Raw genomic sequence first — 14,142 nt, forward strand, 5'->3', positions numbered from 1 at the left:
TAACTACGCAGCCTGCTTATACCCTGTCGCAATAAGTACGCTTATGTTGCATTTTCAGCATCAATATCCTGAACGATTTAGAACATTTTACGATTGTGGTAGAAATTGTGCGCCTGGCATCGTTTATTCAGACGATGCGGACACCATAAAGATAATCAGACATTTGATGCATGCTGTTTTGAGGGAGTGCTCATGGTCTGACATCAGGGAAAGGGGCACACGCAGTTGCCGTCTGTTAACAGGATCATGGGCATCTATCAGAAAATGATTGTTTTATCTTCTTGTGGCACTATAAAACAGCCATTGTCATGAACGAGGGATTGAGAATGATTTCAGGAACAGCAGCAAAACAGGAATTCGGACGTTACTACACATTTGAGTCGAGACTGCCTCAGGGCGTTTTTTTTGAGATTCGGCCCAGCCATTTGCCCCGAAATGCAAAGCCCGTAACAGATGAAGCCAGCGGAATGTGTATCGGTTACACGGTGGTACAGGCTCCGGGCTTATGGCAGATTTATGATGTGCAGGGACATTTTGTCAGGCTGGAAGAAGCGCCGCTTGAAACACCCCTGATCGATCCCACTGATATTGCCCTGTTTGGCTTGGGTATTTTTCGTATCCTTCGTACAGGGCGGGTGCTGTTTGAATCAGGGGCACGTGCCGCTGTTTATGCGAAGCTCAGTCACTCCACTATATCCTTTCTGCGCAGCAGACTTAAACTCGGGCTGCATGCACGTAACCTTAAAATGACCGAGACTGCTGCAAAACATATGTATGAACCGAGTCGCTATGTCCCTCTGCAAATTCAGGAAAGAGCGATTCGCTATGGCAGGCGGATGGCAGATCCCCGCAAAGGTGAAGGTATGTTCAGATATGAGACCAGATTGTTTAAACTACGCTTTAATAAGCAAACAATGGAATATGAGTATAAAGAATACACACTTGAAGTCGTCGTGCGTGAGTCAGACTGGACGATATCGCATTTTAAATACATGGATTGACAGACTGGACAACTTGTATGTTTGATTTGCGCAATGAAGATTTCACATTTGTAATTTCTCCCTTTGAAAGAATCTCAGACGATGAGGCCGACCCGGTTGATCATCTATGGGACTGGATCCAGTCCTGGATTGAGTTCTCTGTTAGCGGCCTTAAAATGCAGTTTCAAACTGAATTTACCATCGGCGAGCTAAAGGTTTTAAAGGATGAGTTTTTCGCACATTACCAGGCACTTATCACGCAGCGTGAATTAAAACCTTTTAATTTTCGCAGCGAACGTGGCCAGCTCAATATGGTTATCAGAAAAGTTACGGGTAAAGAAGGTGTTATAGTGGAGTTTGATATCCGCCCTGAACCACACGCCGACAGCGTTCAGGTTAAAGGTGACTTCAGCCTTAATGAAAGCTATTTTCCTGACATTCTGAAGCGGCTTGATGAAATGATTCAATGGCAGAATTAAACATTCTGCCATTGAAAATTTTAATAGAAAGCTACGGGCGTAAAACGAATTTTCTATTCAGGCGTTTTCGGCCAGATGATAGCTGGCGCATTTGTGATATCTGCAGCCTGTACCGCCTGCACGTACTTCATCCAGGTGGTCAGTGTGGGTTTATCCGCATCAGTAATGATGCCGGGCAGCAGCTGCGTCTGCCATGCCTGAGTAATTCCGTTGACCTCACTCACGCCCGCTGACTTTTCGCTGGCCGCTGCGTCAAGCAGTAGCTGCTGCTGCGCATCGCTGTCGGTTAGCCACTTTTCACCGTCCCACTTATCAAACGCGGTTGCCGGAGAATGCGTTATGGTGTCCGCCGGATTGTCGCCCAGTACCGTGATTTTCACCGGCGCGCCGCCTGAAATCGGGTAAGCCGTTTCACCGAGATGGTCCGGCACGCTAATGTTGGCTTTCATCGTGCCGCCCTTTTTGACTTCCAGCTGCGCAGTTTTGAGCAGCGTTGCGCATTCCACTTCTGGCGAGTCGAACAGGATTTTACCGTCGCTTTGATGGTTGCCGTCTGTATGCCGGTTGCGGTCAGTGCGCCGGTTTCCGGCTCGTATTCGATCACCGCATCGTCAGGAAATGACCAGCGCATCGGCCCAGGCAGACGGAGCCGGATTGTCATAAGAGAAAATTCCCGGCATCACAAAGCCGGTATCAAGTTCACCACCGAGGCACAGTTCAAGCACCTGCTTACCCACTGACGGCGCATTCCAGGAGCGGGTTTTACCCGCGCGGGCGCTGAATGTCTTCGGGTTGTTCATTCATGATTTAGATTTTATTTTCCCCACAAGCTAAAGCTAACATCAGTTACGCATAGCCAGCCCGTTGCGGCAGGAAAATGGCTACGCCATGCGCGTTATAACATCTCGTCCAGTCTGATTGGATGTTTCTTCTGACATTCTATATGCTTATTGGATATTAAAATGATCATGACACTATTTCACGTAGATGCAGTGTTTACAACGAATAAAAATCAGATGCTATAAATGAGAGGTTGAATAAGTGAAGCGTGTATTTTTATGGCTCATGCAATCATTTATCTATTTAATTCCTGCTGTTTTGATTGTTGCAGGAGTTTATATTTTCATTCGATTTATTTCTGAACATGCGGCGATTATTAGCATAATATGGGTGATGGTTGTTTCTTATGTGTATATTAAATACAATCGATGGTGTTAGGTTTGTTAAGAGATCTTCGTGATCCTGATTTAATCGATAGCGTTAAAGTGTGAAGTGTGACGAAAAAAATGATCTCCTTAGTGAGGTTGGCTGCCATTTAGCGATTATATAATCTGGTTTCTCTGGTTAAGTCCTGTCTGAGATATGATTGAATCAGGCTCGTGCTACTTCTTATTTTCTGATATGTAAATCATCTTAATAACTGCTCTGTTATTCTTACTTTGGGTCCCCTTAATACTCATGATACCCCCCATTTTACTGCCAGCAGAACAGAGGCTTTCCGGACGCTTCTCCTCAAAATTGATCTCAATCAATATATCTAAACATCTTCCCCGAACGGTCCTCCACGTTTATTTAACGTATAAAAACCACGTCGTAACCTGCCCCGGTGATTTTTAACCAGGGTTTATTATGTTCTTAAAAAAAGTTATTCCTTGTGCGCTCGTAGCGTTAGCGAGTGCATCCATGTCTGGTTGTGTGATGGCAGAGGGAGGATACCATCGCGGCCCATCATCTGAATGGCATCATCACCATGCGTCTTATCAGGACCAGCAAAATGATAATGGCTGGAGCCACCATGCCGGACCAGCCGCATCAGAAAATAACGCTTCTCAGCATCTGGGGCCACCGCCAGCGACGTATAGTGCAGCCCAGCATCTGGGGCCACCGCCAGCCTCGGATGATTCTACTGAACACAGGGGACCGGCAACTGACAGTGGCATTCACCGCTGGCAACCGAGCGACTCCGCTGAGTAATTGATACGAAGCATTTAGATGAACAGGGGCGCTATCGCCCCTTTTAACCGGTAATCGCCGTCTGAAAAGGTTCTTCGCGATAAACGTGCTTCACGCATTCAATAAGTCACTCATGATTTCCAAAGCTTTAACACGCAAAATCCCTTTAGCAACGTACCTCAAAACTGACGTCACTCACAAAGGCTGCAACAACTCTTTCTGTCCCGCACCCAAAGCTAATCTGTAATCTTGCCATCATTCCCATTTGGCATATTCTGGTGCTTCAATCAAAAGGAGTAACGTTTATGAAAGCGGCAATTGCTAATAGTGAACACAAGGTTGAAGTCGTTGAGAAGACACTGCGTCCTCTCAAAACCGGTGAAGCCCGGCTCAGGATGGAATGCTGTGGTGTATGCCATACCGATTTGCACGTGAAGAACGGTGATTTCGGTGATAAAACGGGCGTGACGCTGGGTCATGAAGGGATCGGTATCGTTGAGGAAGTCGCACCGGATGTGACGTCACTCAAGCCTGGTGATCGGGCCAGCGTAGCCTGGTTTTTCAAAGGCTGCGGTCACTGCGAATACTGTAACTCCGGTAACGAAACCCTCTGCAGATCGGTAATCAATGCTGGTTTCACAGCCGATGGCGGCATGGCGGAAGAGTGCATTGTCGTTGCAGATTACTCGGTCAAAGTCCCTGATGGACTTGATCCTTACGCTGCCAGTAGCGTCACCTGTGCCGGTGTCACCACCTATAAAGCGGTTAAGGTGTCAGAAGTTAAACCGGGACAATGGCTGGCCATTTTTGGTCTTGGCGGGCTGGGAAATCTCGCGCTGCAATATGCAAAAAATGTCTTCAACGCCAAAGTGATCGCGGTTGATGTCAGCGATGGTCAGCTGGCACTGGCAAAGGAGATGGGAGCCGATCTGGTGGTCAATTCGGCCAGCGAAGATGCAGCGCGCATTATTCAGGAGAAAACCGGCGGAGCACATGCTGCTGTGGTCACGGCGGTAGCTAAAGCGGCCTTTAATTCGGCGGTGGATGCGGTGAGAGCAGGAGGGCGTGTCGTGGCTGTCGGACTGCCGCCGGAAGCGATGAGCCTTAATATTCCCCGTCTGGTACTCGATGGCATCCAGGTGGTGGGATCACTGGTCGGAACGCGAAACGATTTGGCAGAAGCCTTCCAGTTTGCGGCAGAAGGGAAAGTCGTGCCTAAAGTGACCAAAAGGAAGATTGGTGAGGTCAATGACATCTTTGATGAGATGGTGCAGGGCAAAATCCGTGGCAGGATGGTAATCGACTTTACCGGTCACTCTGCTGATTAAAATTCATCTGACTCCTGCAAAGGCCCGCATCCTGCGGGCTTTTTAATATCGTTAAGATCTCTCTGAGCCTTTCAGAGCACAATCCTTCTAACCATTAATAAGCCAGTCTTTATGTTTCATGATGTGATTTTGACTTGAACTTTACCGGTAACATTATAATTTATGGGGTGAAAGGTTATTACACACACGTGCAGGAGGGTTATTTATGGTCAAGCATCACTTACTTAAATCTATTGAAATAACAGCGATTGTGCTCTTTGTTCTGATACTGGTATATCTGATTTTCACAGGGTTACTGTCATCAACAGGCGTGGATCACGCCTGGCCTTATCCCACTAAGTAACTGAGTGCCGCACCAGGGAAAGCATTAATAAAATGACCCTCTCACAGGGCAAACAACCCCGCGATGGCGAGGTTGAATTGACGTTAAACCAGATTCACTGACAGCAGTATCAGCTCTTCGGTTTCCAGCGACAGACTTTTTTTGGTTTCGAACATAAAGGTTTCCAGCGCCTCCTCGACATCGTCGCCCTCAATAAAGGCGTGAGTCGTGACATGATTTTCACCTTTTGGCTTGATCACGTAAGAAACAAACCACTTCTTCTTTTCCATAATGCTTATCCTCGTTTTAAAGCCTGATGCCGCGTTTTGGCAATGGTATGTTTTTCTGCCAGACATCTAGCGGGTGGTGTGGAGTTCGACCAGCAAAGTCTAGTTCACCTCAGCAGGCGTGCTGGCGACGGCATGTGATAAACAGCTGTTCAGAGCAGATAGATTGTGTAAGCGGCAATAAAAAAGCCCCGTCTGGGGCTTTTTAAAAAAGAATGGCCGGTGTTAAAAACTCAACTGGTCTGATCGGCCAGCTTCGGCTTCAGCACGCGTTTACCCATCTGAATGCCGGGCTTCTCAACATACTTATAGAGTAAAGAGGCCAGCGCATAGGTTAGCGGGATGGTTGAGACACAGACGATCAGGAAGCGCATCATGTCGCTCTTAAACTCAATGTCGGTGTGAGTGAGCAGCAGGGCAATCATCGGGATCACAATCAGCAGGTGCAGCAGATAGACCGAGAACGAGACGTCACCCAGCCAGGTACTGAGACGGTTGTTCAGCAGCTTACGTGGCAGAGCAATCAGCGTTGCCATCAGGCTACCCTGTGGGTATTGCCACAGAATCGCTGCCATCCCGACAATCATCAGCGCTTCCATCATCACCTGCAGCTTGATCGCGCCCATTCCCATTGCCACGCTCACGACCGGGCCGAGCAGCGCGAAGGCGACATAGAGCAGAGATTTACGGCGAATTGCTTCCGCCAGCAGCATGCCCGCCAGGAACATATTTAGCTTTATCAGAATCATGGAAGGCATTTCAAACGCCTCATAATAATCTGCCAGCACATACCGTCCGGCGCAGCAGAGCGCCATGATGCCAATCAGTGAGGCCGCATAACCAAAGCGCAGCGTCACCAGCATAATGAACGGAAACAGCACATAGAACTGCATCTCCAGCCCGATGCTCCAGTCAGGCAGCACGGTATTGAAACCATATTCGGGCAGCAGGCCGAACAGGAAGCTGAAGTGAGTGAGGATGTTTGCCAGCGACTGATCGGTATAACGCGACGATTCAGTGGCGGTGCCGGAATAAAAATGCGCGATAGTGTCACGCATCTCGCCAAACCATGGGCCATAAATCAGCGCGATGATTAACAGCAGATAGTAGAGCGGGGCGATACGGAAGAAGCGACGGATCCAGAACTTTTTAATGGTCTCCATGCTCTGCCACGGCTCTTTCTGCTGACGTTCAACATAGTTTTTCGCCATCAGATAACCCGATAACAGAATAAACAGATCGACCCCGATGCCAGGCGATGAAATCAGTGTGATGTGGCAATGTATCAGTAAGCTGATATGGCCAACCAGTACCCAGAGAGAGGCGATGCCGCGTAACCCCTCCAGCTCCGTGGACCAACCTCGTGTTGCAGACATAACTCTTCCTCGTTTTTATCCGACTTTTGGCGCTCACTAAGCCTTAAGACAAGAGATATGTAAACGGGCCTTTACAAAAGTGAGAAGATTCCGACGCGGTCTGGAAGGGGAAATCAACTCAAACTGGAGAAGAAAGCACGGAAAGTTAAGGGTGTACAAAGGCACACCCATAACAAAAATAACTGAATCAAAATGCCTGTTATGCCAGCTTTAACAGGATCATGCCGGCCAGCAGCAGGGTCAGGCCTGCCCAGCCTTTACGATTCAGCCGTTGATCGAATAATACCCAGCCGGCCGCGACAGTCGCGATAATTCCAAAACCACCCCAGACCGCATAGGCAATCGACAGATCGATACCTTTTACCGCCTGAGCCAGTGCGCTGAACGCAAGCAGGACACAGCAGAGTGAAAGCAGACCGTGCAACGGTCTCTTAAACCCATCAGAATATTTAAGGAATATATTGGCGGCAATCTCCAGCACGATAGCCAGCGCCAGCCAGGCTGAGTGGACGAAATCAGCGATGACCATAATTAACCTCCGCTGATGAGTGCGTGCCGGTTTTGATCAACACAATTCCAGCGACCAGCGTCATCAGTCCGCAGACTTTCATCGCAGACAACGCTTCATCAAAGAGCTGTACGCTGAATAATGTAATCAGCAGGATGCCAGCGCCTTCCCACAGGGCGTAAGCCACGCCCAGAGCAATACGTTTAATGGCGAAGCTCAGCAGGATATAAGAACAGGCAATCATGCCCAGCATCATCAGGTAGCCTGAGTGGCTGCCGTTGAGGCTGGACCATTTCATAAAAAGGGTACCAATAATTTCAGTGATAATCGCGAGTGACAATAAAACCCAGGCGCGCATGGGAACTCTCCAGCAACGAAAAATGACGACCTGCCATAACGCACAGTGTGCAGGCAGACTCAAAACAGTATCGATGTGGTGAGGAAACTACAGGGCGTTACGCCAGTGCTGATCGGCGGCATTCCAGCAAGAGGGGAAAGCGGGGAAGAGGTAGGACATGAACATTCTGCTCATAAAATTTACAACGCATCCACATTGTTGCTTCTCATCAGTGGACGGATAGTGTCTCCGGTAAAATAGATGCTGGGTTTATAGCATTCTGCAAATCATCAAATCAACAGCAGATACTGCTTTGTTTGATTGCGGTTAAGGTTCAGGGGGTTTACCGGGGCGAGTTTAGAAAATGATGGCGGGTAATAACAAATGCGATACATCAGGCAAAAAAAGTGCCGGACAACAGTCTGCCCGGCACCTTATAAGTGACACTGTAACTAACTATTCAGCGCGCTGGGGGGCTGTACGAACCGGGGCGTCACCAGCAACATAGTATGAAGCGGTGCTGCGAGGCAGTGGGTCGCGTCCCCGAATCTTATCGGCAATCTTCTCGCCAACCATGATGGTGGTCGCATTCAGGTTGCCGGTGATGATCAGCGGCATAATCGACGCATCCACCACGCGTAATCCTTCCAGCCCATGCACGCGACCTTCGCCATCAACGACAGACATTGGATCGTTACCCATCTTACAGGTACCGCACGGGTGATAAGCGGTTTCGCCGTGATTACGGACGAATTCGTCCAGCTGTTCATCCGTCTGGCAATCCAGGCCTGGACTGATTTCACGGCCACGATACTTATCCAGCGCCGGCTGATTGATGATCTGGCGCGTGATGCGGATAGCATCGCGGAACTCATGCCAGTCCTGCTCATGCGACATGTAGTTAAACAAAATGGCCGGATGACGGCGCGGGTCGCGCGACTTGAGTCGCACATGACCGCGGCTTGGCGAACGCATTGAGCCGACGTGACACTGGAAGCCATGCGCATCAACGGCGTTAGAACCGTTGTAATTAATCGCTACCGGCAGGAAGTGATACTGAATGTTCGGCCAGCTAAACTCTTCGCGGCTGCGGATAAAACCACCCGCTTCAAACTGGTTACTGGCGCCGATACCGGTACCATTAAACATCCACTCTGCACCGATTTTCGGCTGATTCCACCACTTAAGGGCCGGATAGATTGAAACCGGCTCTTTACACTCATACTGAAGATACATCTCCAGATGGTCCTGCAGGTTTTCACCCACGCCCGGCAGATCGTGAACCAGTGGAATATCGAACTGCTTCAGCAGCTCGGGTGAGCCCACGCCAGAACGCTGCAGGATCTGCGGCGAGGCGATAGCGCCGGCACACAGCAGCACTTCACGGCGAGCGGTCACTTTGTTAATGGTGTTGCTGTCGCCCTGCAGATATTCCACGCCGACTGCGCGTTTGCCATCGAACACAATGCGATCGGTGGTGGCATGAGTAATGATCTTCAGGTTTGCACGGCCTTTGGCCATGTCGAGATAGCCACGTGCGGTGCTGGAACGGCGACCGTTTGGTGTTACGGTACGATCCATCGGACCAAAACCTTCCTGCTGATAGCCGTTGAGGTCATCAGTGCGCGGATAACCCGCCTGCACGCCTGCCTCAATCATGGCTTCAAACAGCACGTTATTGCCGGCTTTAGGCGTGGCGACGCACACCGGGCCATCTCCACCGTGGAAATCGTTCGGGCCGATATCACGGGTTTCCGCTTTACGGTAATAAGGCAGGCAGTCCAGATAGCTCCAGTTCTCCAGCCCTGGTTCACTGGCCCAGTTATCGAGGTCCATCGCGTTACCACGGATGTAACACATGCCGTTAATCAGTGATGAACCGCCCAGGCCTTTTCCGCGACCACATTCCATACGGCGATTGTTCATGTACGGCTCTGGCTCAGTCTCATACGCCCAGTTATAGCGTTTTCCCTGCAGCGGGAAGGCGAGGGCAGCAGGCATCTGAGTGCGAAAATCAAAACGATAATCCGGGCCGCCCGCTTCCAGCAACAGGACGCTGACGTTGCTCTCTTCGGTCAGGCGGGTGGCCAGAACGTTTCCTGCGGATCCGGCGCCAATAATAATGTAATCATATTCCATTCGTCGTTCCTCAGGTTAAGTTATTAAAAGACTGACTGAAAACGCGTCAGCTCAACCTGCACGGACTTCACCTGGGTGTAGCTCTGCAGTGTCATCAGGCCATTTTCACGGCCAATGCCGGAGTGCTTATAGCCACCCACTGGCATCTCTGCGGCTGATTCGCCCCAGGTATTAATCCAGCAGATTCCTGCTTCGATCTGATGAATCACGCGGTGCGCTTTATTAAGGTCCTGCGTCACCAGTCCGGCGGCCAGACCAAATTCGGTGTCGTTGGCGCGGCGAATCACTTCTTCTTCGGTTTCATAGCTCAGGATCGACATGACCGGTCCGAAGATCTCTTCACGGACGATCTTCATCTCATCACGGCAGTCGGTAAACACAGTCGGTGCAACCCAGGCACCCTGGTCGAAATCACCACCGGTCAGACGTTTGCCGCCGCACAGCAGGCGTGCGCCTTCAGCAATGCCCGATTCGATGTAGCGCATCACGTTATCGCGATGGCTGAAGCTGACCAGCGGGCCAAAATTCGTGGCGGGGTCACGCAGATCGCCAGCCTGTATACGGGCAACGCGTTCGCTGATTTTGGCTTCGAATGCCGCTTTCAATTTTGCAGGAATAAAGACGCGGGTGCCGTTGGTGCAGACCTGTCCGGAGCTGTAGAAGTTCGCCATCATGGCGATGTCAGCGGCCAGATCGAGATCGGCATCATCAAAGATAATCAGCGGGGATTTACCACCCAGTTCCATGGTGACTTCTTTGAGCGTTGAACCCGCTGCATTCGCCATCACTTTTTTGCCGCTGACAACGCCGCCGGTGAAGGAGACTTTGTCGATACCAGGATGCTCAGTGAGCAACTGGCCGGTGACCGAACCGATGCCCGGCAGCACGTTAAACACGCCATCCGGCACACCTGCTTCGGTGTAGATTTCAGCCAGCTTCAGGGCAGTAAGCGGCGTCACTTCGCTGGGTTTGAAAATCATTGCGTTACCCGCAGCCAGAGCTGGGGCTGATTTCCACAGGGCGATCTGAATCGGGTAGTTCCAGGCTCCGATACCGGCGACTACGCCCAGCGGTTCGCGGCGTGTATAGACGAAAGAGGTTTCACGCAGGGGGATCTGCTGACCTTCCAGCGCCGGAACGAGCCCTGCGTAATACTCCAGCACGTCTGCACCGGTGACGATATCGACCGCTGAGGTTTCGCTGTAAGGCTTACCGGTGTCGAGCATTTCCAGCTCAGCCAGCGCATCATTCCGCTCACGCAGAATATCAACAGCGCGACGCAGGATGCGCGAACGCTCCATGGCGGTCATCGCGGCCCAGACTTTCTGGCCTTTTCTGGCGGCAGCAACGGCGCGATTGACATCTTCCTGGCCGGCGGCATGAACCTCTGCCAGCACTTCGCCGTTGACCGGGTTAATCGTCTGGAACGTTTCGCCAGATGCTGCGGCAACATAAGCGCCATCAATGTAGAGTTTCTGCTCGGTAAATCGGGACATGTTTTCTCCTTCCGTTATTCGTGCTCGCCAGCCAGTTGCTGACGGATGAATTGGGTGGTCAGTGTACGGGCGATGACCGGGCTGAAAGGCTTTCCACTCAGCGCGGCGCGGAGCCAGAGACCATCTATCAGGGCGGCCAGACCATGTGCGGCCAGTCGTGCCTTTTCCAGTGGCAGTTCACGCCGGAACTCGACCACCAGTGTAGAGTAGAGTCGCCGGCTGCTGACCCGCTCCAGGCGGTTGAGCTGGGGCTGATGCATGCTGCTCGACCAGAAGTCGAGCCAGGCTTTCATCACTGCCGTGTGCACCTGGGTTTCATCAAAATTCCCATCAACGATGGCATGCAGGCGCTCTTCTGCCGGTGCATCGCGAAGCGGTTGTAACCGCGACAGTACTGCCTCACGGAGCTGGCGCGTGACATCACGCATTGTGGCTTCCAGCAAGCCGTTCTTATCTTTGAAATAGTGACTGATGATGCCGGTGGACACACCCGCCCGACGGGCGATCTGGACGATAGTGGCATCATTAATCCCCACTTCATTAATCGTGCTCAGGGTCGCATCAATCAGTTGCCGACGTCGTATCGGCTGCATCCCTACCTTTGGCATAGCTACCGCTCCACCCTCAAATCGAGCCCCTATTTAAACTTTTTTTGATTGCACGTTCAATATAAAAAGAAACTTTGTTAGGATGCTGTTCTCGAAATGTAGCGAAAGCGAAACGGCAATGAGTGCTAAAATAGGCTGGTTTGTCTGAGCGATTAAAAGGAAATGACAGAACGAAACAGGGCCGCACGGCCGGAAAACCGTGGACGGCAAGACTTATCCATTGCGTATTTTCAGGAAATAAACCAGAGGTAATCGATGAATAATCCACCTGCCGGTGAAAAAGACAGACTCAATCCCGTTGTATTTTATACCTCTGCCGGATTGATTCTGACGTTTTCACTTGTGACGATTCTCTACAGTGAACTGGCCGCGAGCTGGATCCTAAAGGCGGTAAACTGGGTCTCCGCCACCTTTGGCTGGTACTACATGCTGGCTGCCACGCTCTATATCGTGTTTGTGCTCTACATGGCCTGCTCACGCTTTGGCTCGATCAAGCTCGGGCCTGAGCACTCCAAACCCGAGTTCAGTGTGCTCAGCTGGTCCGCCATGCTGTTTGCTGCCGGCATCGGGATCGACCTGATGTTCTTCTCGGTCGCCGAACCGGTGACGCAGTATATGCAGCCGCCGGAAGGTGCAGGGCAGACTCTGGAAGCAGCCCGCCAGGCGATGGTCTGGACGCTGTTCCACTATGGACTGACAGGCTGGTCGATGTATGCTCTGATGGGCATCGCGCTGGGCTACTTCAGCTACCGCTATAACCTGCCGCTGACCATCCGTTCGGCGCTCTATCCCATCTTCGGTAAACGCATCTATGGCCCGATTGGCCACACAGTAGATATCGCGGCCGTGGTCGGCACCATCTTTGGTATCGCTACAACGCTCGGTATCGGGGTCGTGCAGCTTAACTACGGTCTGAAAGTGCTGTTTGATATCCCGGAAGGCCTGACAGCGCAGGCCGCGCTGATTGTGCTTTCCGTCGTGATCGCCACCATCTCTGTCACCTCGGGCGTCGATAAAGGGATTCGTTTTCTCTCCGAACTCAACGTGATCATGGCGCTGGGACTGATTCTGTTTGTGCTCTTCTTCGGTAACACCGAGTTCCTGCTGAATGCACTGGTGCTGAACGTTGGCGATTACATCAACCGCTTCATGGGTATGACGCTCAATACGTTTGCCTTTGATCGCCCGACGCAATGGATGAACAGCTGGACGCTCTTCTTCTGGGCGTGGTGGGTGGCCTGGTCGCCATTTGTCGGCCTGTTCCTGGCACGTATCTCACGCGGTCGTACCATCCGTGAGTTCGTACTGGGCACGCTGATTATTCCTTTCACCTTTACGCTGCTGTGGCTCTCTGTGTTCGGTAATGCCGCGCTCTATCAGATCATTCACGGTAATACCGAGTTTGCGCAGGAAGTGATGAACCATGCGGAACGCGGCTTCTATAGCCTGCTGGCGCAATATCCGGCGTTTAAACTCAGCGCATCGATCGCCACAATCACCGGTATGCTGTTCTATGTGACCTCGGCGGATTCCGGTTCGCTGGTACTGGGTAATTTCACCTCGCGTCTGAAAGACATCAACAGCGATGCGCCGAACTGGCTGCGCATCTTCTGGTCTGTGGCGATTGGGGTACTGACCCTGAGCATGCTGATGACCAACGGTATCACTGCCTTGCAGAACACCACGGTGATCATGGGGCTGCCGTTCAGCTTTGTTATCTTCTTTGTGATGGCCGGGCTGTTTAAATCTCTGAAGATTGAAGACCACCGTCGGGCCAGCGCCACGCGCGACACTGCGCCTTATCTGGCACATGCCACCGATCGTCTGACCTGGAAGAAACGCCTGTCTCGTCTGATGAACTATCCTGGGTCGCGTTATACCCAGCAGATGATGGAAAAGACCATTTATCCGGCGATGCAGGAGGTAGCGAAGGAGCTGGAGTTGCGTGATGGCCGCGTGACGCTGGAAAGCGTTGAGGCAGATGAGGCTAACCCGATTGGCTATCTGGACCTGCGCGTTCATCTGGGCGAAGAGCAGGACTTTATCTATCAGGTCTGGCCGCAGCAATATTCGATTCCGGGCTTTACCTATCGCGCCCGCAGCGGTAAGTCGACCTACTACCGACTGGAAACTTTCCTGATGGAGGGCAGCCAGGGCAACGACTTGATGGATTACAGCAAAGAGCAGGTAATTATCGACATACTGGATCAGTATGAGCGACACCTGAACTTCATCCATCTCAACCGTGAAGCACCGGGCAGCAACATCAGCTTCCCGAGCGTCTGAGTCAGGGCCCGTCAGTGAGCAATTGCTGGCGGGCTTTTTTTTC

The 14,142-nt window shown here is 51.4% G+C and carries 12 protein-coding genes and 1 pseudogene; 4 read left to right on the forward strand and 9 right to left on the reverse strand.

From position 1 onward, the window contains the following. The first annotated feature begins 326 nt into the window (after positions 1-326). Both P2R09_RS10930 and P2R09_RS10935 read left to right on the forward strand, forming a co-directional pair. Positions 327-1,001, forward strand: coding sequence for a hypothetical protein (locus tag P2R09_RS10930; protein WP_225613739.1), 675 nt, complete (start codon positions 327-329; stop codon positions 999-1,001). 17 nt (positions 1,002-1,018) lie between these two features. Beyond that, positions 1,019-1,459, forward strand: a complete 441-nt coding sequence (locus tag P2R09_RS10935; RefSeq protein WP_275769598.1) for a hypothetical protein — start codon at positions 1,019-1,021, stop codon at positions 1,457-1,459. 53 nt (positions 1,460-1,512) lie between these two features. On the opposite strand, the gene P2R09_RS10940 is transcribed toward P2R09_RS10935, so the two are convergent. Both P2R09_RS10940 and P2R09_RS10945 read right to left on the reverse strand, forming a co-directional pair. Then, a complete protein-coding gene (locus P2R09_RS10940) occupies positions 1,513-1,908 on the reverse strand; it encodes a tail fiber assembly protein (RefSeq protein ID WP_003852658.1) in 396 nt (131 codons plus the stop codon). Then, positions 1,891-2,238, reverse strand: a pseudogene (locus tag P2R09_RS10945) (phage baseplate assembly protein V); the annotation flags it as partial. The pseudogene P2R09_RS10945 and the gene P2R09_RS10940, both read right to left, overlap by 18 nt. A 1,479-nt stretch (positions 2,239-3,717) precedes the next feature. Here P2R09_RS10945 and adhP point away from each other — a divergent pair. Further along, positions 3,718-4,740: an alcohol dehydrogenase AdhP gene (gene adhP, locus P2R09_RS10950; RefSeq protein ID WP_275769600.1), complete on the forward strand. Its 1,023-nt coding sequence runs from the start codon at positions 3,718-3,720 to the stop codon at positions 4,738-4,740. A 426-nt stretch (positions 4,741-5,166) separates the two neighbouring features. Here the strand turns inward: adhP and P2R09_RS10955 are convergent, their stop codons facing one another. The 7 genes from P2R09_RS10955 to betI all read right to left on the reverse strand — a co-directional run bounded on the left by P2R09_RS10955 (position 5,167) and on the right by betI (position 11,813). Then, complete coding sequence (locus P2R09_RS10955) at positions 5,167-5,352, reverse strand: hypothetical protein (protein ID WP_275769602.1); 186 nt, start codon at positions 5,350-5,352, stop codon at positions 5,167-5,169. Positions 5,353-5,582: 230 nt separating this feature from the next. Beyond that, positions 5,583-6,725, reverse strand: coding sequence for an acyltransferase (locus P2R09_RS10960; RefSeq protein WP_275769605.1), 1,143 nt, complete (start codon positions 6,723-6,725; stop codon positions 5,583-5,585). Between the two features lie 199 nt (positions 6,726-6,924). Continuing rightward, complete coding sequence (mdtI, locus tag P2R09_RS10965) at positions 6,925-7,254, reverse strand: multidrug/spermidine efflux SMR transporter subunit MdtI (protein ID WP_275769608.1); 330 nt, start codon at positions 7,252-7,254, stop codon at positions 6,925-6,927. Continuing rightward, positions 7,241-7,591 carry a multidrug/spermidine efflux SMR transporter subunit MdtJ gene (gene mdtJ, locus P2R09_RS10970; RefSeq protein ID WP_275769610.1) on the reverse strand — a complete coding sequence of 117 codons (351 nt, stop codon included), beginning with the start codon at positions 7,589-7,591 and terminating at the stop codon, positions 7,241-7,243. Before mdtJ ends, mdtI begins: the two co-directional genes overlap by 14 nt. Before the next feature lie 435 nt (positions 7,592-8,026). Then, positions 8,027-9,709 (reverse strand): choline dehydrogenase, encoded by a 1,683-nt coding sequence (gene betA / locus P2R09_RS10975; protein WP_275769613.1) that lies wholly within the window; start codon positions 9,707-9,709, stop codon positions 8,027-8,029. Positions 9,710-9,732: 23 nt separating this feature from the next. Further along, positions 9,733-11,205 (reverse strand): betaine-aldehyde dehydrogenase, encoded by a 1,473-nt coding sequence (betB, locus tag P2R09_RS10980; protein WP_003852666.1) that lies wholly within the window; start codon positions 11,203-11,205, stop codon positions 9,733-9,735. 14 nt (positions 11,206-11,219) lie between these two features. Then, a complete protein-coding gene (gene betI, locus P2R09_RS10985; RefSeq protein WP_275769615.1) occupies positions 11,220-11,813 on the reverse strand; it encodes a transcriptional regulator BetI in 594 nt (197 codons plus the stop codon). A 255-nt stretch (positions 11,814-12,068) separates the two neighbouring features. Between betI and P2R09_RS10990 the strand changes: the two genes are divergently transcribed. Next, positions 12,069-14,099: a choline transporter gene (locus P2R09_RS10990; RefSeq protein WP_078804474.1), complete on the forward strand. Its 2,031-nt coding sequence runs from the start codon at positions 12,069-12,071 to the stop codon at positions 14,097-14,099. Positions 14,100-14,142 lie beyond the last annotated feature (43 nt).

It is taken from the genome of Pantoea sp. Cr_R13, assembly GCF_029222565.1.
GTDB lineage: Bacteria > Pseudomonadota > Gammaproteobacteria > Enterobacterales > Enterobacteriaceae > Pantoea > Pantoea eucalypti.